Raw genomic sequence first — 25,903 nt, 5'->3', positions numbered from 1 at the left:
CATCGAACTGCTCGTCAAACCCGATAGCCTGCCCCGGCTACAACCCATCCAACCCGTCGAATCCTCTGTGCACAGGTACTAGGGGGCGATCCCCATCTGAAACACGCGGGCTTTGTTTGGCCCGCGTTTTCGTTTCAACGATCGCTTTCAGCCAAATTTTTCTTTCAGCCAGGCCTTCGGCAGCGCCGGCACGAAATTGCCGTCGCGTCCGCTCATGTCGTCATTGGCGACCAGCGCGTTGAGGATCGCTTCCTCCACGGCCTGGATCACCGCGTCGAAAAACGGATCGATGTCTGTGTCGGGGATGAAGTCGGCACTGGCGATGCTGCCTGACGGCGCCAGAGCCGCCGCGGGATTAGCGGTCGAGAAGGCGAGAAAGATGTCGCCGGAGCTGTGATAGCCAAAGCCGCCGGTCATGGCGACGCCGAGCGGCACCCGGCGTGCCAGCCGCTTCATCTGGTGCGGCAGGAACGGCGCATCGGTGGCGATGACGGCGATGATCGAGCCCTTTTCGGCGCGCGGCGCACCTTCGCGGATCGTCGGTTCGACGAGTTCCGGGCCGGCACACAGGCCACGAATGGTAAAATTGTGTCGCTTGCCGAAATTCGACTGCACGAAGGCGCCGACGGTGTAGGCATGGCCTTGCCATTCGACGACGCGCGACGCGGTCCCTGAACCTGCCTTGAAGCCGAAGGTGATCATGCCGGCGCCGCCGCCGACGCTGCCTTCCTCGATCGGTCCGCTGGTCGCACCGTCGAGGGCTTGGGCGACGTGCTCAAAAGTCAAATGGTGGCCGTTGATGTCGTTGAGGAAGCCGTCATAGGTCTCCGCCGCCACCGGCAGGCCCCAGGCGCTGTCGAGCGCCGCCGGCAGCACGCTTTGCATCCAGCGCAGCGTGCCGTCGCGTGAGACACCGCAGGAATGCGTGTTGGTGATGGTGATCGGAAAGTTGAAAGCGCCGGTTTCCTCGACGATGTGCGAGCCGGTCAGTTCGCCATTGCCGTTCTGGCTGAAGATGCCGGCGAAGACCGGCGTGGCAAGGTCGGCGCACGGCCTGGGCAGGATCGCGGTCACTCCGGTGCGCACCGGACCCTGGCCGACGACGAGCGCGCCGTCGCCGGAAATCAGCGTCGCGTAACCGACCGCCACGCCGGGCACATCGGTGATCGCGTTGAACGGTCCGGGCCGCCCGTCGAAGCCGATGCCGAAACTTCGCGCGCGCGGCTTGCCGGAAGGCGTTGCCAGATGGTCCGGATTGTCGGTCATGGTCTCAGAACAGCGATCCCTGGTTGCCGGGCTCTTTGGTCCTGGCTGCTGGTTTGCCCACCGCCTTCGGTTTTGCCGTGCCGCTGGTTGCAATCGCATCGGCGGTGCCGTCCGCGAACTCAAGCGAAAGCGCCATTCCCGACGCCACCTCCGACGCCTGCTTGATCACCGCTCCGTCGGAGTCCTTCACCAAAGCGAAGCCGCGTGCCAGCACCGCCTTGTGCGACAGCGTCGCCATCAGCCTGTCGGCTTGGACAACGCGGCCGCGCAAACGCTCCAGCCTGAGCACCACGGCTTGCGTGCCGCGTCTGGTTAATGCTGTCAGGAAATCCCTCTGCACGCGTTGCCGCCGCGCTGTGGGCTCGATCGTGATGCGGCCCTGCAGCAAAGCCAGCTGCTGCCTGTGCCGCTGCAGCGATGCTCTGGCGCATTTTGGCAACTGGTCCGCCGCACGATTTAATTCCGCACGTCGGGCTCTTGCCAACGCACGTAGCGCCCCTTGTGCCCGCAAAAGATTGCGCTCGTTGGTGCGCCGCGCCTCGGCAATCCGCTGGGACAGCATCGCCGGCGTCAGCTTCACAGCGAAGAACCGTGCCCGCTTTCGTTCGGTGGAGACCATCAGGCCGCGGCCGAGCCTAGATGTCGCATCATCGAGGCGTCGCCGCGGCAGCGCTAGCAATTGATCGGGCGAGGGGAGAGCACGGGCGGCCGCACGGGCGGCCTGCCGCTTGCGTTCGAAATTGCGCAGGACCGCCGCCTTGAGCCGCGCGCCGAGGCTGGCAAGCGTGGCTTCAAGGTCCGCCTTCACCGGCACTGCAATCTCGGCCGCACCGGTCGGGGTCGGTGCCCGCACATCCGCGACGAGATCGATCAGCGTCCAGTCGGTCTCGTGGCCTACGGCCGAAATCACCGGAATCGCGGAGGCGGCAACGGCACGGGCGAGCGCCTCGTCGTTAAAGCCCCAGAGGTCTTCGAGGCTGCCGCCGCCGCGTGCCACGATCAGCAGATCGGGGCGCTGGATGGCGCCATCCTGGGCCAGCGTGTTGAAGCCGTTGACCGCGGCGGTCACTTCCGCGCCAGACGTCTCGCCCTGCACGCGCACCGGCCAGACCAGGATATGCAGCGGAAACCGGTCCTTGATGCGGTGGATGATGTCGCGGATGACGGATCCTGTCGGCGAGGTGACGACGCCGATGACGCGCGGCATGAATGGCAGCAACCGCTTGCGGCCGGTATCGAACAGCCCCTCGGCCTGTAGCCGCCGTTTGCGCTCTTCCAGCAGCGCCATCAGGGCGCCGGCGCCGGCCGGCTCCAGATTGTCGATGACGATCTGATAGTTGGATTTGCCGGGATAGGTGGTGAGCTTGCCGGTGGCGATCACTTCCATCCCCTCTTCGGGGCGGAACTTCAGCCGGCTCATCGTGCCCTTCCACACCACGGCGTCGAGCCGGGCACGGTCGTCCTTCAGCGCGAAATAGGCATGACCTGAGGAATGCGGCCCGCGATAGCCCGAGATTTCGCCGCGCACCCGCACATTGCCGAAGACGTCCTCGACCGTGCGCTTCAGCGCGCCGGAAATCTCGCTCACCGTGTATTCGGCGGCGTTGGTGCGTGATTCGGATGGTGCGTCGCTCATCGGCCGATTGGGGAACGGTTGGGCGCCCGCGTCAAGGTGGCCGCGCCAGGCCAGGCGTTCATAACCCGCATGCCTGACCCGCCTACCAACCGGGCAGGATCTGGTTTGGCTTGGTTCGCCGCAGCTTGCTGAAGGCGAGCGCTGCGAAATCGAATGTCCCGGTGTCTTCGCTGAGCGGCACGGAAATATTGTCCAGGCTCTCCGAAATATGGCGGGCGAGCGCATCGACGATCTCGGGCCGCGACGTCTGGCCGCGCATGATGCCGATACGGCAATCGGGCAGGGGACCGAAGCCATCGGCTTCACCCAGCACCCGCATGCCCGGCCGCAGCGCGCATTCCGGCAGCACCGAGATCGCCAGGCCCGAAAGCACAGCGGCGGTGATGACGGTGGCCGAGAAGCTGGTGAACAGGATGCGATAGTCGCGGTTCTGCTGGTCGAGCACCTCGACGGCGGCGCGCCGCCAGATGCAGTTCGGCCGGCCAAAGGCCATCGGCAGCGTCTGCTGCTCGTGCGTCGCATGGTTGGCCGAGGTGACCCACAGCAGCGGTTCGCGCCGCACCACCTCCGACTGGCCGCGTACGTCGTTGTGCGTCACCAGCGCCAGGTCGAGATTGCCGCGTTTGATATGCTCGACCAGCCCCGGCGTCGGCTCGCAGATGACGGTCAGTTCGACGCGCGGATTGGAGCGCGTGAACCGCGCCATGATTTCCGGCAGGAAACGGTCGGCATAATCATCGGGCGTGCCGATGCGGATCGTGCCTTCCAGCCGCCGGTCGTCGAAAGCCGCCAGCGTCTCGCGGTTGAGATAGAGCAGCCGGCGCGCGTAGGAGAGCAGCTTGTCGCCTTCCTCGGTCAGCCTGTTGGTGCGCCCGTCCTTTTCGAACAGCGGCTTGCCGATCCGCTCCTCCAGCCGGCGCATCTGCATCGACACCGCCGACTGGGTCCGGTGCACCTCTTCGGCGGCTCTGGTGAAGCTGCCGGTGTCGGCGATCGAGATGAAAGTTTGCAATTGATCCAGATCGAGCGGCGATTTCATCGATATGATCCATCACTAGTGTTGATGCCTAGGATTAGAAACATTCGTTGGATTAATCAATCGCATCATGGCAAATTCGCATTGTCCACATGAAAGAATGTGAATTGGGACCGGAACGGCCGCTGTCGCCAGCGCCGATTGTCTGGCCTTGCTCGTTCGAGTCTGAAGGAGACCGACAATGACCACGTTTGATTTCGCCACCGAGACCTCGCGCATCACCTCGCGTCCGGCCGTTGCGACGCGCGTGGCAAACACCATTTCCAACGTCTACCGCGCCTGGAAAAACCGCCGCGCCTTCTACCGCCTTGGCGAGATGTCGGATGCCGAACTCGCCGATATCGGCCTGACGCGCGCCGACCTGCATGTCGCCATCGACGTGCCTTTCGGCCGCGACCCGACGGCGATGTTGCGCGAAATTGCCAGCGATCGCATCGAGACGATCGAGGACATTGCCCGCAAGGTGGCTTGATCTGTCGCTTGTCGTTTAGGTTGCCGTGAACCTTTTCGAGGTTCGACGCGACTGAGAAGTATGCAGGCCCCGACTCCCTGCCGGATCCCCGCCGGCCCGCCTGCACTCTGCCCGGTCCTCCCAGGACCGGGCTTTTCTTTTGGCAGTCAGGCGAATGCCAGCTTTCGCGATGGCCTCGACCTGCCGAGCTCATGCGCAGCCTCTATCCAAGATGCTATGGCGTCCTGGACATTCGCGATGGCCTCTTCAGGGGTGTCGCCGTCACTCACGCAGCCTGGCAGATCAGGCACCAAAGCCGAAAACCCCCCTCCGTCCTCTGCAGAAAGTGGCGCAATGACGACCGGATATTCAAGTCTGTCCATCATGTCTCTTTGCCTCGTCGATCAATGCCACGAGCTTTCATCTGCTCCAGTCTCTCACCCACTGATTTCGACTACCGCTGGTCCATGTCCCGCTTGAACTGGTCGAAGATCGTTTCCACGCTTTTCTGGTAGTCGTCACGCTGCTGTGCGCCGGTTTCGAACATCTTGCCGAACAGGTCGTCGAAGGGATTCCTCGGCCGACCGCTCGGATTGGCCTGTGGCTGAGATGCCTGTCGCTGCTGCGGGGGCGCTTGAGGCTGTTGCGGCGCCGGCTGGCCGCCCGGGATGCCGAAGCCGCCACCGCCGCCTTGCCGCAGCATCTCCTCGAAGATTTTGCCGAGCGGATTATCGCCATAAGGGCTTTGCGTCTGCTGAGGCTGCGGCTGGCTTTGCGGCTGTGGCGCCCCGCCGCCGAACATGTCCTGCAAAACCTTGCCGAGCGGGTTGTCCATCGGGTTCTGGGGCTGCGGCGCCTGGCGCGGCTGCGGTGCCGGGGCCTGCATGCCGCCACCTTGCCGCATCATCTGCTCGATGATCTCGCCGAGCGGATTGTTGCCGCCACCGCCAAAGCCGCCGGCGGCTTGCATCTGATTTGTCGTCTGCTTGAACAGCCCGCCCATGAGCATCGAGGCGATCGCCGGCAGCATCTGCTGCAGGATCTGCTGGTTGACACCGCTCGCTTGCGCCGCCTGGCTGGCCACGGCGCGCGACAGATCCTTCGAGCCGAACAGGTGCCCGAGAATGCCGTTGCCCTCATCGACGCCCTGCGGCGAGAAGGCCCGGGTTGCGTCTTCGAAATACTTGGCGTGCTGGCCGCTGGCCATCGCGGTCATGAAGGCGCCGAGCCCATAGGGATCGGCGGTGTTTCGCTGCAGCCCCTGCGAAAAGGCCGGCAGCAGTGCGGCGACCGCCGCCTGCGTCTGCTGCATCGAGAGCCCGTATTGTTGGGCAAGGGCCTGCATGCCGTTGCCGTTCTGCGCCTGCGTCAGCATATCGAACAAGGTAGGCATCGGGCGTCTCCTCCGGAAATCCTCGCCGAAGAAGCCTAGTTCGTTTCCACTTCCGATTGAAGCGACTTTTGCCGATCGATCGGCTGCGTCAAATCCGAGGGGTTAATAGGCATATTCCATGAACACCGGCTCGATCGAGCCGCCCCAGCGGGTGTGGTAGGCCGACAGCATCTCCTCGGCGCTGGTGGTGCCGCGCGCGACGACCTCGTCGAGCGTGTTGAGGAAGGATGTCTCGTCATAGCCGTCGCGGTTCTTCTTGCCGCGGTTCTTCAGGCCCATGCGCGAAATGACCAGCACGTCGCGCGCGATTTCGCGCAGCGTGGTGTTGCGGAAGGGCGCGGAAATGCCTTGTTCCGGCACGGCATTGCGCATCGCCAGCGTTTCTTCATACGTCCAGCTCGAGGTCAGCGCCTCGGCGGCGTCGAGCGCTGCCTCATCGTAGAGCAGCCCCACCCAGAAGGCTGGCAGCGCGCAGATGCGCCGCCATGGCCCGCCGTCGGCGCCGCGCATCTCGAGGAAGCGCTTCAGCCGCACGTCCGGGAACAACGTCGACAGATGGTTTGCCCAGTCGCCCATTGTCGGCAGCCCGTCGGGAACTTCATTGCGCGCGGCCCCGGCCATGAACTGGCGGAAGGTGATGTGCGTCATGTCGTGATAGCGGCCGTCGCGGATGACGAAATACATCGGCACGTCGAGCGCCCATTCGACATAGTCGGCGAAACCGAAATCGGGCGAAAAGCAGAATTCGAGCAGGCCCGAGCGCTGGTTGTCGGTGTCGCGCCAGATGTCGCCGCGCCAGCTCTGCAAGCCGTTCGGGTGACTTTCGGTGAACGGCGAATTGGCGAACAATGCCGTCGACAGCGGCTGCAGCTTCAGCGACACCTGCATCTTGCGGCGCATGTCGGCCTCGCTCTCGAAGTCGAGATTCACCTGGATCGTGCAGGTGCGGTACATCATGTCGAGGCCCTTGGTGCCGACCTTGGGCATGTAGCGCGTCATGATCTCGTAGCGCGACTTCGGCATTTTCGGCGTCTCGGCCAGCGACCATTTCGGGCTGCCGCCGAGGCCAAGGAAGCGGATGCCCATCGGCTCGGCGATCTCGCGCACCTGCGCCAGATGCGCATTGCCCTCGCGGCAGGTCTGATGGATGGTCTCCAGCGGTGCCCCGGAAAGCTCGAACTGGCCGCCGGGTTCCAGCGAAATCGCCCCTTGGCCGGTCGGTTCGACCAGACCGATGATGCGGCCGTCATCGATGATCGGATCCCAGCCGAGCTTTGATTGCATGCCTTCGAGGATGGCGCGGATGCCGCGTTCACCGCCATAGGGGACGGGCGCGTTGCCGTCGACGTAGAAGGGGAATTTCTCGTGTTCGGTGCCGATACGCCACTTGTCGCGCGGCTTGTTGCCTTCGGCCAGATGCTCGACGAGTTCGTCGACACCTTCGATCGGGCGGAAATCGGTAGTATCGCGCGCCATTTGTAAGCCCTTAGCACATGACCCCGAAAATCTGCTTTGATTTTCGGAAAGAGCCATGAACCCAATGAAATGCTACAGCGTCCTTTGCGTGTCCGAAAGGACGCGCGGCGCTGTAGGACGATCGGACGATCGCCGGCGCTAAATGGACGAAATGTCAGCAGACGAGCAAGCGAAAAATCCTGAGCCACAGGTGAACGGGAATTGAACGGCGGCGACGGTTCTTCCTTCTCCCACAAGGGGGAGAAGGGAAGGGGTCGCTCACCAGTCTCCGATTGTTGCCTGGATCACCGCGAGCGCCGCCACCGCCGCCGTATCGGCGCGCAGGATGCGCGGGCCGAGTGGAATGGCGGTGACGAAGGGAAGCGCGCGCAGCATCTTGCGCTCGTCGTCGGAAAAGCCGCCCTCAGGCCCGACCAGCAGCCCAAGCTTGTTTTCCTTCACCGCCCGCAGCGCGGACAGCGGATTGTTGGTCGAGGCGTCCTCGTCACAGAAGATCAGCCGCCGTTCCTTGTCCCAACCGGTCAGCAAACGCTCGAATTTTTCCGCTTCGAGCACTTGAGGCACCGCCAGGATGCCGCATTGTTCGGCGGCTTCGACGACATTGGCGCGCAGGCGATCGATCGAAGGCTTGGTCACTTGCGTGTGCTGAGTGATGACCGGCTGCAGGATGCCGACACCCATCTCGACCGTCTTCTGCACGAGATAGTCGAGCCGGCCCTGCTTCAGCGGCGCGAAGCAGTAGATGAGGTCGGGCAACGGCGGCTGCGGCCGTTGTAGCGCCAGCACCTTCAGCCGCACCGCCCTTTTTGATTTGGCAGCGATAGCCGCCGACCACTCGCCGTCGCGGCCGTTGAACACCAGGATTTCGGCGCCTTCGCCGAGCCGCAGCACATGCAGGAGATAGTGGCTCTGCTGCTGACCGGCATCGAACTCGATGTCTGGCCGCAGATCGTCGGGCACGAACAGACGTTGCATCTTGTAATTGGCGCGCATCGCCGAGGAATGAGCGAGCCTGCCGCCGGCGTCAAGTCTCGACGGACGGATGCCAAACGGGTCGAAAGCCATGCCGCAGCACGGCGAGCGTCGTGGCCGGTGTCAGCAGCGAGAGTGTCTTGCCTTCGAGCAGGTCGAAATCGGCGGGCGGGCCGTATCCGGCAAAAGACCAGCGCAGTACCTTGCCGCCGCGCAAGGCATAAGCGTTGCCGCCATCCGCGACCATGGCGCCGTCCGACAGGCCGGCAAGCTCTTCAAAGGCCAACATCGCCAGCCTGCCGCCCGACGCCAGCCGCTCCTTGTGCAGCCGCTTGTCGACTTGCGGCGCGCGCGGCTCGGCAATGCCGAAAGCTTCGCCGAAGCGACCGACGAAATCCTTGGCCCGTTCGCGCTGGCAAAAGAAACAGGGGCGATGCCCGGCCGCCAGTGCCGTCACCTCGTCGAGGAAGAAAAGCTCGGTCCAACCCGCTTTACCGCCCTCCCGGTTGCGGCCCATCGGCTCGCGCCGCACATCGCGGAATTGGCAGACGCAGATAATCCAGGCTTGAAGCGCCCAGCGCTTCTTCAACAGCGTCTTCGTCTCGGGATCGTGGATGATGCCGCGATTGCCGGTGAACAGTCCACGCTCGGGCACGGCGTGGATGGCGCCGAACGGATCGACCCGGTTTTGCAGTGGCATATCTTTCTCTCCGAACGCGCATCTTGGCTGCAATGCGGACGGCATGATATCGCTCGTTGCATCTTTTTCCTGTCAGCAGGGGTTTTTCATGCGGGTGCTGGTGGTCCAGAACTACGACAATACCGGCCTTGGCCAAGTCGGCGCCGCTCTCGCGGAGGCGGGCGCCGATCTCGATGTCCGCTACCCTTACAAGGGCGATCTCCTGCCGGACGATGCGGCCGGGCATGATGCCATGGTGGTGCTCGGCGGTGGCCAGAATGCACTGGCCGACGATGAGTACCCCTATTTCCCGGCACTGCTCGAACTGACCCGCGATTTCGCCGGCAAGGATCGCGCCGTGCTCGGCATTTGCCTCGGCAGCCAGCTCGTCGCCCGTGCGTTCGGTGGCGAGAACCGTATCGGCGGCGCCAACGAGTTCGGCTGGCGCGGCGTGTCGCTGACGGCGGACGCCAAGGCCGATGCTGTGCTGGGCGCGCTGCCGGAAAACTTCCCGATCTTCCAGTGGCACGACGACACCTTCGTGCTGCCCGAGAACGCCGTGCGGCTCGCTGGCAACGATGTCGCCGAAAACCAGGCGTTTCGCGTCGGCCGCGCGGTCTACGGCTTCCAATTCCATTTCGAGGCCGACCGGCCGATGGTCAAGGACTGGAGCATGTCCTTTGCCCCGATCATCGCCGCGCGCCATCCCGACTGGGCCGGCAAGCTCGATGGCGAAATGGCCCGCAACGGGCCTGACGCGGATGCCGCCGGCCTTGCCATTGCCCGCGCCTGGGTGGCGACGATCTGAGCGTCCGCGCCTTGGCGCCTTGCCGCGTGACATAATTGGCACGCGGCGGCGAAACCGTTGGGGAAAACCGGTTTCATCCTTGGCTTGTGTCCGTCCGCCATCCTAGAAGGCGCGCGCTCCGCATCTCCTGTGCAACCGCGATGAACCTTTTGTGTGACCCGCGCGACACACCGTTGATACAGAACATGCCTAGAAGCGCGAAATCGTCGAAATTTTGAAGCGAATTCTCCGTTTCAACGCATTGGTAACCGCCTCGTGCACAGATGCACAAAGCTCAACAAGAGATGACCTCCGTGAAAGCAACGCTTCTGTCCTTTGCCATGTTGTCCGCCATCGTGCTTTGCGGACTGGGTATCTACGCCGCCGACGCGGCCAACAACCACAATGCCGTCGACGGTTACGGCGTCACCGCCTCGCTGCGCTAAAGCCGGGGCCGCGCCGCGAGCCGGAGCGTCCTCGGACGCGCAGCGCTCAAGCTGCCTTTATTGACCAGGTCCCTTGATCGTCATTGTCAGGATGCGTTTGTCCGAGCCGTCGACGACGAGCGCGGTCAGCATGCCTGATTGCCAGGCAAGCGTGTCGACATTGACGCGGTTGGCCATCACTTCAGCTTCCGGTACCGGCGTGTGGCCATGCACCACGATCTTCGGATAGAGGCCGGTGTGATTGTGGAAGACGTCGCGGATCCAGATCAGATCCTGCGGGTTTTGCCTATCCAGGGGAATGCCCGGCCTGATGCCGGCATGACAGAAGAAGAAATCGCCCAGCGTCACCGAAAACGGCAGCGAGCGCAGGAAATCGATGTGACCCCGCGGCACGGCCTCGACCAAGGCCTGATGTCCTTTGCGCACGGCGGTCTCGGCCTTGCCGAACCACGCGCTGGCGCCTTCGCTGATCGCCACGCCGTAGGACTGCGCGGTCTGGATACCGCCAAAGCGGATGAAAAGCCCTTCCGGGTCGGGGGTCTTGAGAAAATCGAGAAAGCCGATGTCGTGGTTGCCGGCCAGCATCAGATGACGCGGGTCGCGCTCGCGCGCTTCGATCAGGAAGTCGATGACGCCCTTTGAATCCGGTCCGCGGTCGACATAGTCGCCAAGATGGATGACGCGCCAGTCGGCGGGCGCGTCCTGCTCGATCTCGGCCTTGATGCGTTGATGCATGGCGGCCAGCAGGTCGGGCCGGCCATGCACGTCGCCGATCGCGTAAAGACGCACGCCGTCCGGCCCCTGCGCGTCGAGAAAATGGATACCGGGTTCCGCCAAGGTCTCGTCGTCTCCGTGGTCAGGGCTGTCACGGAACTCTAGCGCCGGAGCTGGTCCTTGCCCATGTCGGTGACCAGACGCTTTCCGCACAGCGCCAGCGTGATGTCCATCTCCTTGCGGATGATTTCCAATGCCTTGGTAACTCCTTCCTTGCCGAGCGCACCCAGGCCGTAAAGAAATGGCCGGCCGATATAGGTGCCCTTGGCGCCGAGGCAGAGCGCCTTCAGCACATCCTGGCCGGAGCGGATGCCGCCATCCATATGCACCTCGATCGTGTCACCGACCGCATCGGCGATCTCTTCCAGCACGCCGATCGACGATGACGCGCCATCGAGCTGGCGCCCGCCATGGTTGGAAATGATGATCGCGTCGGCGCCGGTCTTGGCCGCCATAAGCGCGTCTTCCTTGTCGAGAATGCCTTTGAGGATCAGCTTGCCGCCCCAGCGTTCCTTGATCCAGGCGACGTCCTTCCACGACAGATGCGGATCGAACTGCTCCGTCGTCCACGATGCCAGCGAGGCCATGTTGCCGACGCCTTTGGCGTGGCCGACAATATTGCGGAAGGTCCGCCGCTTTGTGCCGGCCATGGCGGCGCACCAGCGCGGGCGGATGGCCATGTCGACGATGTTCGTCAGCGTCAGCTTGGGCGGCGCCGAAAGGCCGTTGCGGATGTCCTTGTGGCGCTGGCCGAGGATCTGCAGGTCGAGCGTCAGCATCAGCGCCGAGCATTTCGCCGCCTTGGCCCTGTCGATTAGGTTGAGCACGAAATCCTTGTCGCGCAACACATAGAGCTGAAACCAGAACGGCTTGGTTGTCACAGAGGCAACGTCTTCGATCGAGCAGATGCTCATCGTCGACAGGGTGAACGGCACGCCGAATTCCTCCGCCGCCTGCGCCGCCAGCATCTCGCCATTGGCGTGCTGCATGCCTGTCATGCCGGTTGGCGCCAATGCAACCGGCATCGACACCTTCTCGCCGATCATGGTCGAAGCCAGCGAGCGGTTGTCCATGTCGACGAGCACGCGTTGGCGGAACTTGATCTTCTGGAAGTCCTCTTCGTTGGCCCGATACGTGCTTTCGGTCCACGAACCGGAATCGGCATAGTCGAAGAACATCTTCGGCACGCGCCGGCGCGCGAGGTCCTTGAGGTCGGCGATGGTCAGGATTTGGCTCATAGGCTTCCCGTTTCGATGGTTAGGAGCGTTTGCGTGCGGGTTCGGCATCGGTGGCGTCGACACGCTGCTTCAGCCTCAGCCGCGAGACGCGCTGCCAGTCGCCGCTGCGCTCGGCCTCTGCCATCGACCGTTCGACATAGGTGATGTGGTCCATCGCCGCTTGCCGGGCAGCGGCCGGATCGCCGGCCTTCACCGCCGCATGGATCGCCCGGTGCTGCGCAAGCAGCGCCTCGCGCGCGCCGGGCACGCTGAACACCAGGAGCCGGTTCTGGAACACGCCTTCCGACAACAGCCGGTAGCAGGAGCGCAGCGTGTGCAAAAGGATGATGTTGTGCGCGCATTCGCAGATCGCATGGTGGAACTCGACGTCGATTTCAGCCTCGTCGTCGAAATCGCCGGTCCGGTGCGCATCGTCCATGCGTGCCATGATCCTGTCGAGCAGCGCCATGTCGTCTGGAGTGGCGCGCCGCGCCGCGTATTCGGCCGCCACCCCTTCGATCTCACGGCGGTATTCCAGATAGTCGGTCACAGCCTTGCGGTGCATCGAGATCAGGTCCGTCACCGGCTTGGTGAACAGCTGGCCGATGACATCGGCGACATGCGTGCCGCCGCCGGGCCTTGTCGTCAAAAGGCCGCGCCCCTCCAGCGCTTTCAGTGCGTCGCGCAGGATCGGCCGCGACACGTCGAACTGACGTGCGAGCTCGCGCTCGCCCGGCAACCGGTCGCCGGTGCGCAGCACGCCTTCAAGGATGAGGCTCTCGATCTGCTGCACCACCTCGTCGGCGGTGCGCGAATGCTCGATCCTGGAAAAAATGTCGTTCAATTCAAATGCCTGGAAGGTGAACCGGTGTCGCGCAGGATAAAGCCTGCGCCGCCAACTGGTCAAATTATTTATCCAATTGGTCGAAGCGTGTCGATTTTGCCGCCCGACGCCATATTGTCTTCGTCTAAACTTTGCTGTTTGCGTCATCAGGCTATTGGCTCTAGAGGGACGCGAGTGCAAGAGGGTTCAGAGAAACCCGGGGGACAAGCCGTGTCAGACGACCCGTCCAATCTCGAGTTCCAGCCGCGCGCCAAGGGCAGCGTCATGGGGTTTCCCGCGCATGAGGGCCGACCCGGTGCGCTCGGCGAGGTCCATGCCCGGCCGCATCCGCTGATCGAAAAGCCGCGCGTGCTGGTGCAACTCGCCTTCATGACCGAGGGTGGCTCCGGCGTTGATCATGCCGTGCTTTCCGAACTGTCACGACGCCTCGGCATCGCCGCGCCCGACCGGCAGGCCCGCCACCACGCCATGAAGTGGGGCAAGGGTTCGCTGCGCTGGGAACGGCACACCGAATTCTCGACCTATCTGTGGGAAGGGCCGCTCTCCGAAAGCGGCAGGGCACAGGAAGATTCGCCATTCGGCAACGGGTTTTCGCCGCCCGGAACCGTCATCTCGGGCATCAGGCTCGAAATCCGCAAATGGACGCAGGTCAGCGAAAGACTGATCGCCGGCTTCGATCCGACCAGCCTGTGCTACTCGCTGGTCGAGCGCGGCAACGCAGCCATCGTCACCGACTTTCGCCAGGACGGTGACGGCATGACGCGCATGCTGGTGCTCGATCGCGGCCTGACCCCGGCGCGCACCGGCGCGCTGTCGCAACGGCTGATCGACATCGAAACCTATCGCACATTGGCCATGCTCGGCCTGCCGCTGGCGCTGAACCTGTCCGGCCGCGCCCGCCGCATCGAGGACCGGCTGGCGCAGACCACGCTGGAGATGAAGGTCGCTCAGACTCGCGACAGCCAGACCTTGCTGGCCGATCTCACCGAACTCGCCGCGGAACTGGAAGCGGACGCGGCGTCGAGCCTCTACCGCTTTGGCGCCAGCCGCGCCTATGACGGCATCGTCGGCGAGCGGCTGGAGGCGCTCGAGGAAGAAGCCGTGCCCGGCTACGACACCTGGGGCGGCTTCCTGCAGCGCCGCGTCGCACCTGCCATGCGCACGTGCCGCTCGGTCGAGGAGCGGCAAGCCAATCTGTCGCGCAAGCTGACCCGCGCCACGACGCTGCTGCGCACATGGGTCGATGTCGAGGTCGAGAAGCAGAACCGCGACCTGCTCGCCTCGATGAACAACCGCGCCCGCCTGCAGCTGCGCCTGCAGCAGACCGTCGAAGGCCTGTCGGTCGCCGCCGTCTCCTATTATGTGGTCGGCCTCATCGGTTATGTCGCCAAGGGCGCCTCGATCTTCGGCCATGCCTTCGCTCCGGAGGTCATCACCGCCGCCTCGGTGCCGGTCGCCATCCTGCTGGTCTGGTGGGGCGTGCGCCGTGTGCGCCGGATGCACTCCGAACCCGGCAAGCTGGCTGGCGAGTAGGACTGCCTCACCCTCCCCTCGTGGGGAGGGTCGGCTCATGATCGCAGCGAAGCGAAGATCGTGAGACGGGGTCCTCGTAAAGCGCCGCGCTGACCCCCACCCCGCTCACTTCGTTCGCGACCCTCCCCACAAGGGGGAGGGTAAGACAGCGGCAGATTGCCGCTGCGGAACCCCGTCTCGACCTTGAGACTGGATTCTCCGCCAAGGCAGGATTTGCAACCAGCGCGCTTCACTGGTAAAAGATTTTGACCAGTCAAGCGAAACGAGGCTGTTGATGTCCGGCCTGGCCATGCCGAAACCAGACGACGCGACGATGCGCCGGCGCGACGAGATCGTCGCCGACATGCGCATCATCGTGCCGGGCGAGGGTGTCGTCGACGCCGCCAATTCCATGCGAGCCTTCGAGAGCGATGGCCTGACCGCCTACCGGCAACTGCCGCTGGTTGTCGTTTTGCCGCAAACGGTGGCGCAGGTTTCGCGCGTGCTGAAATATTGCAACGAGCGCAACATCCGCGTCGTGCCGCGCGGCTCCGGCACCTCGTTGTCGGGCGGCGCGCTGCCGCTTGAGGACGCGGTGCTGCTGGTCATGAGCCGCTTCAACCGCATCCTCGCGATCGATTTTCCCAATCGCGTCGTCGTCGCCCAGCCGGGCGTCACCAATCTCGGCATCACCACCGCCGTCGAGCAGGAGGGCTTTTACTACGCCCCCGATCCATCCTCCCAGATCGCCTGCTCGATCGGCGGCAACGTCGCCGAGAATTCCGGCGGCGTGCACTGCCTGAAATACGGCCTCACCGCCAACAATGTGCTGGGCATCGAGATGGTGCTGATGAGCGGCGAGGTGGTGCGGCTGGGCGGAAGTCACCTCGATGCGGAAGGCTATGACCTGCTTGGCGTCATGACCGGTTCGGAGGGGCTGCTCGGCGTCGTCACCGAGGTCACCGTGCGCATCCTGAAGAAGCCTGAGACGGCGCGTGCACTGCTGATCGGCTTCCCGACCAGCGAGCAGGGCGGCCAATGCGTCGCCGACATCATCGGTGCCGGCATCATTCCGGGCGGCATGGAAATGATGGACCGGCCGGCGATCCACGCGGCGGAAGATTTCGTCCATGCCGGCTATCCCCTCGATGTCGAGGCGCTGCTGATCGTCGAGCTCGACGGACCGGGCGTCGAGGTCGATCATCTGATCGGTCTCGTCGAAGCCATCGCCTACAAGAACGGCTCGACCACCTGCCGCATCTCGCGGTCCGAGCAGGAGCGGTTGAGCTTCTGGGCCGGCCGCAAGGCGGCTTTCCCGGCGGTCGGCCGCATTTCGCCCGACTATTACTGTATGGACGGCACCATCCCGCGCAAGGAGCTGCCACGTGTGCTCGCCGGCATGCGCGAGCTTTCGGAGAAATACGGTCTCGGCGTCGCCAATGTCTTTCACGCCGGCGACGGCAATCTGCATCCGCTGATCCTCTACGATGCCAACGTGCCGGGCGAACTCGACAAGGCGGAAAGCTTCGGCGCCGACATATTGCGGCTCTGCGTCAAGGTCGGCGGCGTCTTGACAGGCGAACACGGGGTGGGCGTGGAAAAACGCGACCTGATGCCGGAAATGTTCACCCAGATCGACCTCGACCAGCAGATGCGCGTCAAATGCGCCTTCGATCCCAACCATCTGCTCAACCCCGGCAAAGTCTTCCCGCAGCTCCGCCGCTGCGCCGAACTCGGCCGCATGCACATCTCCGGCGGCAAGCTGCCGTTCCCGGACATTCCGAGGTTTTGAGGGACATGTCGGCGCTTGCCAAGGATCGCAGCACTTCGGCACTCGCGACTGGCGCGTTCTCCTCATGACCACCTTTACCCCAACCACGTCAGCCGAGGTCCTGTCCGCCGTCGCCTGGGCCGTGGCGGAAGAGACGCCGCTCGAAATCCTCGGCCATGGGTCCAAGCGCGGCATCGGCCGGCCACTGCAAACCGAACACACGCTCGACCTGTCTCAGCTTGTCGGCGTCACGCTCTACGAACCAGCCGAATTGGTGCTGTCGGCCAAGGCGGGCACATCGCTGGCCGACATCGAGAAGCTGCTGGCGGAAAACGGCCAGCAGCTCGCCTTCGAGCCGATGGACTACGGTCCGCTGCTCGGGGGCGAAGCTGGCAAAGGCACGATCGGCGGTGTGCTCGCCGCAAACCTCTCCGGCCCGCGCCGGCTGAAGGCGGGCGCGGCGCGCGATCATATTCTGGGCATCAATGTGGTGTCCGGCCGTGGCGAGGCCTTCAAGTCGGGCGGCCGCGTGGTCAAGAACGTCACCGGCTATGACATGTCCAAGCTGATGGCCAACAGTTGGGGCACGCTGGCGGCGTTCACCGACGTCATCTTCAAGGTGCTGCCGGCCGCCGAGACCGAAATCACGCTCGCCATCCGTGGTCTGCTCGACGACGCAGCCGCCGCGGCCATGGCCATGTCGCTCGGTTCGAGTGCTGAAGTATCGAGTGCCGCCCATCTGCCGGAGCGCATCGCCGCACGTGTGGCCAGTGGCAGTCTCGGCAACGAGGCCGCCACGCTGCTGCGTGTCGAGGGTTTTGGCCCGTCGGTCGCCTACCGCATCGCCGCACTGAAAACGCTGCTCGGCAATGCCGGGCCGCTGGAGGAGATTTCCGGAGAAATTTCACGGCTGATCTGGCGTGATGTGCGCGATTGCAGGCCCTTCGTCGACAGCAGCGAGAAACCGGTGTGGCGCGTGTCGATGACGCCGGGAGCGGGCCACCGGATGGTGCTGGCCTTGCGCATGCAGGCCGCCGTCAGCGCCTTCTATGACTGGCAGGGCGGCCTGCTTTGGCTGCGCATGGAAGAGGGCGATCCGGAAGCCGCTCTGCTGCGCGGGCTGTTGCGGAAACACGGCGGCGGCCATGCGACGCTGGTGCGCGCGGCACCTTCCCATCGCGCCGCCTTGCCGGTGTTCGAGCCGCAGGCACCGGCGCTCGCGGCACTCAGCCACCGGCTGAAGCAGGAATTCGACCCGAAGAACATCCTCAATCCCGGCCGCATGGCTTAGGACCAACGCGATGCAGACCAATTTTTCGCTTGCCCAGCTTGCCGATCCGCATATCTCGGAATCGGAAAAGATCCTGCGCAAATGCGTGCATTGCGGCTTCTGCACCGCGACGTGTCCGACCTATGTGACCCTCGGCAACGAGCTCGATTCACCGCGCGGGCGTATCTACCTGATCAAGGACATGCTGGAAAATGGCCGTCCCGCCGACAAGGAGATCGTCACCCACATCGACCGCTGCCTGTCCTGCCTCGCCTGCATGACCACCTGTCCGTCGGGCGTCAACTACATGCATCTGGTCGACCATGCCCGCGCCCATATCCAGGAGACCTACAAACGGCCGCTGCTCGACCGCCTGACCCGCGCCATGCTGGCCTTCGTGCTGCCCCATCCCAAGCGTTTTCGCACTGCGCTCAAGCTGGCGAAGCTCGGGAAGCCGTTCATCGGCGTCTTCGAAAAAGTTCCGGCACTGAAGCCGCTCGGCGCGATGCTCAAGCTCGCCCCGGCCTCAATCCCGATGGCTTCGCGAAGCGCTTCACCAGGCACCCATGCCGGGCAGGGGACCCAAAAGGGCCGCGTCGCCATCCTCACCGGCTGCGCGCAATCGGTGCTCGATCCCGCCATCAACGACACGACGATTTCGCTGCTGACCCGGTTAGGCATCGAGGTCGTGGTGCCGCAGGGCGAGGGCTGCTGCGGCGCGCTGGTGCATCATATGGGGCGGGAGCAAGCCGCCCTTGCGTCGGCCAGACAAAACGTCGACGCCTGGACGCGCACCATCGAGCAAGGCGGTCTCGACGCCATCGTCATCACCGCGTCCGGCTGTGGCACCACGATCAAGGACTATGGCTTCATGCTGCGGCTCGATCCGGCCTATGCCGACAAGGCCGCGCGCGTCTCGGCGCTGGCCAAGGACATCACCGAATATCTGGCCGGTCTCGACCTGCCCGAACCGGTGCGCAAGCCGGGCACCGTCGTCGCCTATCACTCGGCCTGCTCGATGCAGCACGGCCAGAAGATCACCCGCCAGCCGAAGGAGCTGCTGGCCAAGGCCGGCTTCATCGTGCGCGAGCCGCGCGAGGGGCATTTGTGCTGCGGTTCGGCGGGCACCTACAACATCCTGCAATCCGAGATTTCGGCAAAGCTGCGCGACCGCAAGGTGAAAAACATCGAGGCGACGGGGGCCTCGATCGTCGCCACCGGCAATATCGGCTGCATCACCCAGATCGCTTCCGCCGCGAAGCTGCCGGTCGTGCACACGATCAAGCTGCTCGACTGGGCGTATGGCGGGCCGAAGCCGGAAGGTGTTGTGGAAGAGAGCCTGATCGCCGCGGAATAGGGCACCCGTCCCGGCGCTATTCCGCCGCGAGCCTGTCGGCGGTGCCGTAGGTCGCCTCATAGAGCGCGCGCTGGCGGCTGAGCGCCACCATCGTGTTGCGCAGCAGGATGGCGACCGTGATCGGGCCGACGCCGCCCGGCACCGGGGTGATCCAGGAGGCGACCTCGCGCACGCTTTCGGTGTCGACATCGCCGACAATGCGGCTGGAGCCGTCGGGGCAGATCTCCGAATTGATGCCGATGTCGATGACGGCGGCGCCCGGCTTGACCATGTCGGCCTTGATCAGCCGCGGCTTGCCGACGGCGACGAACAGCGCGTCGGCGCGCCTTGCATGGGCGGCGACCGATCGCGTCATGTGGTGGCATACCGTCACCGTCGCGCCCTCGCTCATCAACAGGAAGGCGATCGGTTTGCCGACGATTTCCGAGTGGCCGACGATAACGACTTCCAACCCCTTGAGGTCGAGGCCGGTTTCCTTCAGCAATTCGACCGAGGCGGCCGCCGTGCAGGGGGCGAGGTCGAGCTGGTTGTAGACGATGTTGCCGATCGAAGCCGGATGCATGCCTTCGACATCCTTCAGCGGATGCACCGCCGCCTGCAGCGTCCTGATCGGGATGTGCGCCGGCACCGGCCGCTGGATGATGATGCCGGTGACGCGCGGATCGGCATTGAGGCCGTGGATTGCCGCTTCCAGCTCGCCTGACGTGATGGTGGCGGGAAAGCGCCTTTCATCGAAATCGATGCCGGCCAATTGTGCCTTGGCGCGCTGGTTGCGCACATAGACGTCCACCGCATCGGTATCGCCGACGGTGATCGAGATCAGCTTGGGCGGAAAACCCTCGGCTTTGGCGATCGCCGCGTCTTCGCGCACAGCGGCGATGATGCGCTGGGCAACCGGGCCGCCCTTGAGATAGCGGATGTCGTCTGACAGGGACATGGGTCGACTCTTTTGTCTGGTTGCCGCCCACATAGCAAAAGAACATCGGCAAGGGCAGCGCGAAAGCGAACCACCATGGTTTTTGCGCGACGCGCCAGGAAACAGTGTTTCGTTGCGCCTCAGGCCGTGGTCAAAACGGAAAGGGCAGCACGGTTTCCCGCACTGCCCTTTCTGACTGGCCGCATCCCCATACGGCCCGTCCCCCGTTATCTCCGGACTGGCCTCGAAAAGCTGGTTGCTTTGCCGGCCAAGTGATTCGCAAGAACTATCATATCACCTCGACCGTGGTTCCGACATTGACCCGTTCATAGAGGTCGACGACGTCCTCGTTGCGCATGCGGATGCAACCCGACGACACCGCGCCGCCGATCGTCCACGGTTGGTTGGTGCCGTGGATGCGGTACTCGGTCGTGCCGAGATAGAGCGCGCGGGCGCCGAGCGGGTTCTCCATGCCGCCGGCCAGATAGGTCGGCAGGTAGCGGCCCTTGGCGGCTTCGCGCTTGATCATTTGCGCCGGCGGGCGCCAGTCCGGCCACTCGCGCTTGTTGGTGATCTTGTGCGTGCCCGACCATTCGAAGCCCGGCTTGCCGGTGCCGACGCCGTAGCGCCGCGCCTTGCCGTTCTTCTCGATCAGGAAGAGGAAATTCTGCGTGGTATCGATGACGATTGTGCCCGGCTTCTGCGGGCCGTCAAAGTCGACCTCCTGCGGCAGGAAGATCGGGTTGATCTGCGGGCGAATGGCCACACGTTTCGCGGGTGGCTGCACCGCTGCCGTCTGTACCCGGTCGGGCTGTTGCGTAGCGCGCAGCCGCAACTGCTGCTGCACGATCTGGCGGTTCTGTCGCACGATGCCGGGCGCCTGGCCAAGCTGCAGCACCCAAGGTGCTGAAAGGTCGGGGCTCACCATCACCGGCGGCCTGTCGGCATAGCGGTCGCCAGCGGTTGAGGGCGTGACGCCGGCGGCAAACACAGCCACGGCGCCGAGCATGGGAAACAGAATTGTCTTCATCGGAACGCACCTTGATCGTCTGATAAACGGGTGGAACCGTCCTCCCGGTTCGGCGATCATTGGCGTGGAAGCAGCAACCGAAACATGAATCGGAATGCGTAAAATGCGCAAGTGTCAGTAAACCTTTTGGTGTGGTTACCGCCGGGTTCAGGAATCTGGTAAAGCCGCGGTAAATGCAGCGCAAGAGCGCATTAACGAACGGATTTTGGGCTATGGACAAGGAAAACACCGGCCTGCTCGCAGGCCCCGACGGCGTCGCGCGCTGCTTCTGGCACGGCAATCTGCCCGACTATCTGCACTACCACGACCATGAGTGGGGACGGCCTGTCGCCGATGACCGCAGACTGTTCGAAAAGATCTGCCTCGAAGGTTTCCAGTCGGGTCTGTCGTGGCTGACAATCCTGCGCAAGCGGGAGAATTTTCGCGAGGCCTTCGCCAATTTCGAATTCGACAAGGTCGCCGCCTTCACCGACAAGGACGTCGAGCGCCTGCTCGGCAATGCCGGCATCATCCGCCATCGCGGCAAGATCGTCTCGACCATCAACAACGCCAAGCGCGCCCGCGAAATGGTGGATGAGTTCGGCTCGCTGGCCGCCTGGTTCTGGAAGTTCGAGCCCGGCAAGGATGAACGGCCCGTGATCGTCGATCTCGCGCATCTGCGCGCCAACCCGACCACGGCGGTCTCGGTGCGGATTTCGAAGGAGTTGAAGAAGCGCGGCTGGAGCTTCGTCGGCCCGACCACGGTCTACGCCTTCATGCAGGCGATGGGTCTGGTCAACGACCATCTCGAGGGCTGCGTCTGCCGCAAGGAGGTCGAGAAAGAGCGGAAGGCTTTCAAGCGGCCGAAGTAGGGCTCAGGTGCCGTTGGCGCTGGCCAGCACCAGGCCGGCGACGATCGCCACCACCGTGGCCACTGTCGGATAGATCACCAGCAGGCCGGTCATCAACGCGTCGCGCATGGATGGTCCCTTGCCGGTATCGGCCGGGACTTCGAACGGGCCGGCAGCCTGACTGACCATTTTCGGAGCATGGCTGTCGGCCGGGCGCAGGCGTGCGGGCAGTTCGGCATCGCTGTCGATGGCATGGAATCTTGCTATGCTGGTCATGGCCGCGAACCCCTCAATTCGGCGCGTTTATCTGTTGCGATTGTGTCGGCACGATGCCGCGCGCATGGCGGGATTGTTTCATTCTCGGTGCGGTTTTGTTTCAGGGGGCGGCGCCTTTTCCCTTCTCCCACAAGGGGAGAAGGAAGAGCGCGCGCCCTTGCCGCACCAAGCAGCTTCGGTTAGGACACGCCCATTCGCGATATGTCATCGATTACTTAGCAAAAAGACTCATTCCATGGCCGACAAATCGGAAAAGACGAAAGCGCGCCTGCCGCGCGGTTTTGCCGACCGCAGCGCAGAGGACATCCGCGCCGTCGAGAAGATGATGGCGACGATCCGCTCGGTCTATGAGCTTTATGGTTTTGAACCGGCCGACCAGCCGCTGATCGAATACACCGATGCGCTTGGAAAATTCCTGCCCGACCAGGACCGGCCCAACGAAGGCGTGTTCTCCTTCCAGGATGACGACGACCAATGGTTGTCGCTGCGCTATGACCTGACCGCGCCGACGGCGCGCTTTGTCGCCGAGAATTATGAGCGCCTGCCCAAACCCTATCGCAGCTATCGCTCCGGCTGGGTGTTCCGCAACGAGAAGCCCGGCCCCGGTCGCTTCCGCCAGTTCATGCAGTTCGATGCCGACACGATCGGCACACCGGGCGTGGCCGCCGACGCCGAGATGGCCATGATGATGGCCGACGTGATGGAAGCGCTCGGCATCAAGCGCGGCGACTACGTCATCCGCGTCAACAACCGCAAGGTGCTGGACGGCGTTCTGGAAGCGATCGGCCTTGGCGGCGACGAGAATGCCGGCCGCCGGCTGACGGTGCTGCGGGCGATCGACAAGCTGGACAAGCTCGGGCCGGAAGGCGTGAGGCTTCTGCTTGGCCCGGGGCGCTGGGATGGCGGCAAGGAAGGTGAAGGCGACTTCGCCAAGGGCGCCGGGTTGAACAACGGGCAGACCGAGGCAGTCCTTCTCGCGACGGCGAGGAATACACAGGCTGGCCAGGATGCCATGGTCAGTTCGAACGCAGTTTACCAGGAAGGTGTCGGCGAACTCGCGACGATTGAAGCCTTGGTCAGGGCGGCGGGATACGGCGAAGACCGTATTGCCATGGACCGTTCGGTCGTGCGCGGCCTCGAATACTACACCGGCCCGGTCTTCGAAGCGGAACTGCTGGCCGAAATCCCCAACGAGGACGGCCAGATCGTGCGCTTCGGCTCGGTCGGTGGCGGCGGCCGTTATGATGGCCTGGTCTCGCGCTTTCGCGGCGAGCCGGTGCCGGCAACCGGTTTTTCCATCGGCGTCTCCAGGCTGATGACCGCGCTGAAGAACCTCGGCAAGCTCGACGCCTCGGACGTGATCGCGCCGGTCGTCGTGCTGGTGATGGACAAGGATATCGACAGCCTCGGCCGCTACCAGAAGATGGTTTCGGAGCTGCGTGCCGCCGGCATCCGCTCGGAAATGTATCTCGGCGGCGCCGGCATGAAGGCGCAGCTCAAATATGCCGACCGCCGCAACTGCCCGGTCGCAATCATCCAGGGCGGCGACGAGCGCGCCAAGGGCGAGCTGCAGATCAAGGATCTGATCGAAGGCGCGCGCATGTCGGCCGAAATCACCGACAACGCCGAATGGCGCGCCGCGCGCCCGGCGCAAGTGACGGTTGCCGAGGTCGAACTGGTCGCGGAAGTGAGGAAGATCCTGGCGGTGCAGGCCGCTGACCGCGCGAAAGGTGGCGCTTGAACACCCCCCTCTGGCCTGCCGGCCATCTCCCCCGCAAGGGGGGAGAGTGGATGTCACGTGGGCTTTCGCCAATCTCCAGCGTTGAAGGAGCGGCGCTGAGCCTCAAGCTGCCGATCTCCCTCCTTGCGGGGGAGATGGCCGGCAGGCCAGAGGGGGGTGCCTCGCGCCCATCCGATCGATGACCTCCCGCTACCCCGCCATCGCGGCCGACATCACCAACCTCTTCGCCACCCGCAACACCTATGCGGTCGAGGTTGCCGTGCTGCAGCCGGCCGATCCTTTCCTCGACATGGCCGGCGAGGATCTGCGCCGCCGTATCTTTCTGACCGAAAGCGAGACGGGGCAGACATTGTGCCTGCGGCCGGAATTCACCATTCCGGTCTGTCTCGACCACATAAGTTCGCAGGCCGGCACGCCGCGCCGCTATTCCTATCTCGGCGAGGTCTTTCGCCAGCGTCGCGAGGGCGGCAACGAGTTCTTCCAGGCCGGTATCGAGGATCTCGGCGACAGCGACACGGCGGAAGCCGATGCCCGCTCGCTGGCCGACGCGTATGCGCTGCTGTCGCTTGTGTTGCCTGGGCAGGCGCTGGCAATCACGCTCGGCGACCAGACCATTTTCGAAGCTGTGCTGGCCTCCCTTGGCTTGCCGCGCGGCTGGCGCATGCGCCTTGCCCGCGCTTTCGGCTCGGCACCGATGCTTGAGGCGGCACTCGCCGATCTCGCCAACCCGCCGCGCAACGGCCAGCTCTCCGGCCCGGTCGCCGCCCTCGTCCTCGACGGTGATCTAGAAGGTCTTTCGGCCCACATCGCCGGCGGCATGGAAAAGGCGGGGCTGTCGGCATCCGCCGGACGCCCGCCATCCGACATCGCGCGGCGGCTGATCGAAAAGGCCGAACTGCGCAGCGTGCGGCTGTCGAACGAGGCCTTCGCGGCGCTGAAGGGTTTTCTGGCGATCGACGTGCCGCTCGATGGCGCGGCCGAGGCGCTGGCCTCCTTCGCCAGCGGTGCCGGGCTTTCGCTCGATACCGCGCTGGAGAAGTTCGCCGCCCGTGCCAAGGCGATCGAGGCGCACGGCCTGCCGGCTGGAAAGATCCGCTACGATGCCGCCTTCGGCCGTCCGCTCGACTATTACACCGGCCTTGTTTTCGAAATCGCGGCTGGCAATGGCGACCGGCCGCTGGTCGGTGGCGGCCGCTATGACCGGCTGCTGACCTTGCTTGGCGCGAAGACGCCGATCCCCGGCGTCGGCTTTTCCGTCTGGCTCGACCGCATCGAGGCGTTGCGGGAGATGGCGCCATGATCACGCTGGCGATCCCGTCGAAAGGCCGCCTCAAGGAGCAAGCGCTGGACGTGCTAGCCAAGGCCGGCCTCGCCGTCAGCCTGCCCGGCGACGAGCGCAAGTACCACGCCCACGTCGAGGGCCTGGACAATGTCGAAGTGGTCTTCCTGTCGGCGTCCGAGATTGCGGGCGAGATCGGCCAGGGCACGGTCGATCTCGGCATCACCGGCGAAGATCTGGTGCGTGAGAACCTCGCCGATTGGGAGACCCGCGCCGAAATCGTCGCCCGTCTCGGCTTTGGCAGTGCCGATGTCGTGGTTGCCGTGCCGGACATATGGCTCGACGTCGACACCATGGCCGACCTTGATGACGTCGCCGCCGATTTCCGCCAGCGCCACGGCAGGCGGTTGCGCATCGCCACCAAATACTGGCGGCTGACCCAGCAATTCTTTTCGCAAAAGCACGGCATCCAGGTCTATCGCATCGTCGAGAGCCTCGGCGCCACAGAAGGCGCGCCGGCCGCTGGGCTGGCCGATGTCATCGTCGACATCACCACCACTGGCTCGACGCTGCGCGCCAACCATCTCAAGGTGCTGGGCGACGGCCTCGTGTTGCGCTCGCAGGCCTGTCTCGTGGCGTCGAAGAAGACACGGGCGGCGGCGGATGAAGCGATCCTGCGCGACATTGCCGCGAAGATGAGCGCCCTCCCTCCCCCTTGAGGGGAGGGTGGACAGCCGCCGAAGGCGGATGGACGGGTGGGGTCCGCGGTGACGCACTCCATCTTTTCAGTCAAAGCCAGATAGAGGTCGAGGCAGTTGAGATGACCCCACCCGCCTCGCTTCGCTCGGCACCCTCCCCTCAAGGGGCTAGCGTGCGCACACATTTGCTTCGGGTTGATTTTGCGAGGCGAGAACGAAGCCGTCTGTGATGGCGTTGAAGCGTCT

At 64.3% G+C, this 25,903-nt stretch carries 25 protein-coding genes; 11 read left to right on the top strand and 14 right to left on the bottom strand.

Translation table 11 applies throughout. From position 1 onward, the window contains the following. Positions 1-147: 147 nt before the first annotated feature. The 3 genes from NKH03_RS29960 to NKH03_RS29950 form a co-directional block, all read right to left on the bottom strand. Positions 148-1,266 (bottom strand): DmpA family aminopeptidase, encoded by a 1,119-nt coding sequence (locus NKH03_RS29960; RefSeq protein ID WP_352972483.1) that lies wholly within the window; start codon positions 1,264-1,266, stop codon positions 148-150. Between the two features lie 4 nt (positions 1,267-1,270). Further along, complete coding sequence (gene xseA / locus NKH03_RS29955; protein WP_352972481.1) at positions 1,271-2,902, bottom strand: exodeoxyribonuclease VII large subunit; 1,632 nt, start codon at positions 2,900-2,902, stop codon at positions 1,271-1,273. Between the two features lie 82 nt (positions 2,903-2,984). Further along, positions 2,985-3,941, bottom strand: coding sequence for a LysR substrate-binding domain-containing protein (locus tag NKH03_RS29950; protein ID WP_352972479.1), 957 nt, complete (start codon positions 3,939-3,941; stop codon positions 2,985-2,987). Positions 3,942-4,119: 178 nt separating this feature from the next. Here NKH03_RS29950 and NKH03_RS29945 point away from each other — a divergent pair, with 178 nt between their 5' ends. Next, positions 4,120-4,410 carry a DUF1127 domain-containing protein gene (locus NKH03_RS29945; RefSeq protein WP_352871633.1) on the top strand — a complete coding sequence of 97 codons (291 nt, stop codon included), beginning with the start codon at positions 4,120-4,122 and terminating at the stop codon, positions 4,408-4,410. Between the two features lie 146 nt (positions 4,411-4,556). Here NKH03_RS29945 and NKH03_RS29940 read toward each other — a convergent pair whose 3' ends face one another. The 5 genes from NKH03_RS29940 to NKH03_RS29920 all read right to left on the bottom strand — a co-directional run bounded on the left by NKH03_RS29940 (position 4,557) and on the right by NKH03_RS29920 (position 8,930). Continuing rightward, positions 4,557-4,772, bottom strand: coding sequence for a type II toxin-antitoxin system HicB family antitoxin (locus NKH03_RS29940; RefSeq protein WP_352972487.1), 216 nt, complete (start codon positions 4,770-4,772; stop codon positions 4,557-4,559). A gap of 71 nt (positions 4,773-4,843) precedes the next feature. Next, positions 4,844-5,782 (bottom strand): DUF937 domain-containing protein, encoded by a 939-nt coding sequence (locus NKH03_RS29935; RefSeq protein WP_352972478.1) that lies wholly within the window; start codon positions 5,780-5,782, stop codon positions 4,844-4,846. 102 nt (positions 5,783-5,884) lie between these two features. After that, on the bottom strand, positions 5,885-7,258 hold the full coding sequence (locus NKH03_RS29930; protein WP_352871631.1) for a glutamate--cysteine ligase: 1,374 nt from the start codon (positions 7,256-7,258) through the stop codon (positions 5,885-5,887). Positions 7,259-7,516: 258 nt separating this feature from the next. Beyond that, positions 7,517-8,251, bottom strand: a complete 735-nt coding sequence (locus NKH03_RS29925; protein WP_352972485.1) for a 16S rRNA (uracil(1498)-N(3))-methyltransferase — start codon at positions 8,249-8,251, stop codon at positions 7,517-7,519. Between the two features lie 31 nt (positions 8,252-8,282). Continuing rightward, the gene (locus NKH03_RS29920; RefSeq protein WP_352972476.1) at positions 8,283-8,930 is read right to left on the bottom strand and encodes a hypothetical protein; all 648 of its coding nucleotides are present in this window, start codon (positions 8,928-8,930) and stop codon (positions 8,283-8,285) included. Between the two features lie 88 nt (positions 8,931-9,018). Between NKH03_RS29920 and NKH03_RS29915 the strand changes: the two genes are divergently transcribed. Together NKH03_RS29915 and NKH03_RS29910 are read left to right on the top strand one after the other, a co-directional pair. Continuing rightward, entirely contained in the window at positions 9,019-9,717 is a 699-nt protein-coding gene (locus NKH03_RS29915) for a type 1 glutamine amidotransferase (RefSeq protein WP_352871627.1), read from the top strand. 293 nt (positions 9,718-10,010) lie between these two features. Next, entirely contained in the window at positions 10,011-10,142 is a 132-nt protein-coding gene (locus NKH03_RS29910; protein ID WP_352871709.1) for a hypothetical protein, read from the top strand. 57 nt (positions 10,143-10,199) lie between these two features. Here NKH03_RS29910 and NKH03_RS29905 read toward each other — a convergent pair whose 3' ends face one another. The 3 genes from NKH03_RS29905 to NKH03_RS29895 are packed head-to-tail and all read right to left on the bottom strand — an operon-like array spanning position 10,200 to position 12,977. Continuing rightward, complete coding sequence (locus NKH03_RS29905; RefSeq protein ID WP_352871625.1) at positions 10,200-10,979, bottom strand: metallophosphoesterase; 780 nt, start codon at positions 10,977-10,979, stop codon at positions 10,200-10,202. Positions 10,980-11,017: 38 nt separating this feature from the next. Further along, complete coding sequence (locus tag NKH03_RS29900; RefSeq protein ID WP_352871623.1) at positions 11,018-12,154, bottom strand: alpha-hydroxy acid oxidase; 1,137 nt, start codon at positions 12,152-12,154, stop codon at positions 11,018-11,020. A 19-nt stretch (positions 12,155-12,173) separates the two neighbouring features. Further along, on the bottom strand, positions 12,174-12,977 hold the full coding sequence (locus NKH03_RS29895; protein ID WP_352871622.1) for a FadR/GntR family transcriptional regulator: 804 nt from the start codon (positions 12,975-12,977) through the stop codon (positions 12,174-12,176). Between the two features lie 210 nt (positions 12,978-13,187). Between NKH03_RS29895 and NKH03_RS29890 the strand changes: the two genes are divergently transcribed. The 4 genes from NKH03_RS29890 (at position 13,188) to glcF (ending at position 18,887) form a co-directional block, all read left to right on the top strand. Continuing rightward, positions 13,188-14,510 (top strand): DUF3422 family protein, encoded by a 1,323-nt coding sequence (locus tag NKH03_RS29890; RefSeq protein WP_352879514.1) that lies wholly within the window; start codon positions 13,188-13,190, stop codon positions 14,508-14,510. 274 nt (positions 14,511-14,784) lie between these two features. Next, a complete protein-coding gene (locus NKH03_RS29885) occupies positions 14,785-16,281 on the top strand; it encodes an FAD-linked oxidase C-terminal domain-containing protein (protein WP_352972475.1) in 1,497 nt (498 codons plus the stop codon). Positions 16,282-16,345: 64 nt separating this feature from the next. Further along, on the top strand, positions 16,346-17,551 hold the full coding sequence (locus NKH03_RS29880) for an FAD-binding protein (RefSeq protein ID WP_352972474.1): 1,206 nt from the start codon (positions 16,346-16,348) through the stop codon (positions 17,549-17,551). Positions 17,552-17,561: 10 nt separating this feature from the next. After that, entirely contained in the window at positions 17,562-18,887 is a 1,326-nt protein-coding gene (gene glcF / locus NKH03_RS29875; protein ID WP_352972472.1) for a glycolate oxidase subunit GlcF, read from the top strand. A 16-nt stretch (positions 18,888-18,903) separates the two neighbouring features. Here glcF and NKH03_RS29870 read toward each other — a convergent pair whose 3' ends face one another. Both NKH03_RS29870 and NKH03_RS29865 read right to left on the bottom strand, forming a co-directional pair. Continuing rightward, positions 18,904-19,824 carry a bifunctional 5,10-methylenetetrahydrofolate dehydrogenase/5,10-methenyltetrahydrofolate cyclohydrolase gene (locus NKH03_RS29870; RefSeq protein WP_352972470.1) on the bottom strand — a complete coding sequence of 307 codons (921 nt, stop codon included), beginning with the start codon at positions 19,822-19,824 and terminating at the stop codon, positions 18,904-18,906. A 268-nt stretch (positions 19,825-20,092) separates the two neighbouring features. Then, positions 20,093-20,833 carry a L,D-transpeptidase gene (locus NKH03_RS29865; RefSeq protein ID WP_352879504.1) on the bottom strand — a complete coding sequence of 247 codons (741 nt, stop codon included), beginning with the start codon at positions 20,831-20,833 and terminating at the stop codon, positions 20,093-20,095. A 212-nt stretch (positions 20,834-21,045) separates the two neighbouring features. Between NKH03_RS29865 and NKH03_RS29860 the strand changes: the two genes are divergently transcribed. Next, positions 21,046-21,684 carry a DNA-3-methyladenine glycosylase I gene (locus NKH03_RS29860; RefSeq protein WP_352972469.1) on the top strand — a complete coding sequence of 213 codons (639 nt, stop codon included), beginning with the start codon at positions 21,046-21,048 and terminating at the stop codon, positions 21,682-21,684. 3 nt (positions 21,685-21,687) lie between these two features. On the opposite strand, the gene NKH03_RS29855 is transcribed toward NKH03_RS29860, so the two are convergent. Beyond that, on the bottom strand, positions 21,688-21,939 hold the full coding sequence (locus NKH03_RS29855; protein ID WP_352871611.1) for a hypothetical protein: 252 nt from the start codon (positions 21,937-21,939) through the stop codon (positions 21,688-21,690). A gap of 235 nt (positions 21,940-22,174) precedes the next feature. Between NKH03_RS29855 and hisS the strand changes: the two genes are divergently transcribed. The 3 genes from hisS to hisG all read left to right on the top strand — a co-directional run bounded on the left by hisS (position 22,175) and on the right by hisG (position 25,678). Further along, positions 22,175-23,680: a histidine--tRNA ligase gene (hisS, locus tag NKH03_RS29850; protein WP_352972468.1), complete on the top strand. Its 1,506-nt coding sequence runs from the start codon at positions 22,175-22,177 to the stop codon at positions 23,678-23,680. A gap of 178 nt (positions 23,681-23,858) precedes the next feature. Beyond that, on the top strand, positions 23,859-24,980 hold the full coding sequence (locus NKH03_RS29845; protein ID WP_352972465.1) for an ATP phosphoribosyltransferase regulatory subunit: 1,122 nt from the start codon (positions 23,859-23,861) through the stop codon (positions 24,978-24,980). Then, the gene (gene hisG / locus NKH03_RS29840) at positions 24,977-25,678 is read left to right on the top strand and encodes an ATP phosphoribosyltransferase (RefSeq protein WP_352972463.1); all 702 of its coding nucleotides are present in this window, start codon (positions 24,977-24,979) and stop codon (positions 25,676-25,678) included. The genes NKH03_RS29845 and hisG overlap by 4 nt, the downstream gene beginning before the upstream one ends. The last annotated feature ends 225 nt before the right edge of the window (positions 25,679-25,903 follow it).

The sequence above is a fragment of the Mesorhizobium sp. M1406 genome (assembly GCF_040317555.1).
Lineage (GTDB): Bacteria > Pseudomonadota > Alphaproteobacteria > Rhizobiales > Rhizobiaceae > Mesorhizobium.
Note: the sequence above shows the minus strand (reverse complement) of the source record. Positions and strands in the feature narration are given on the sequence as shown.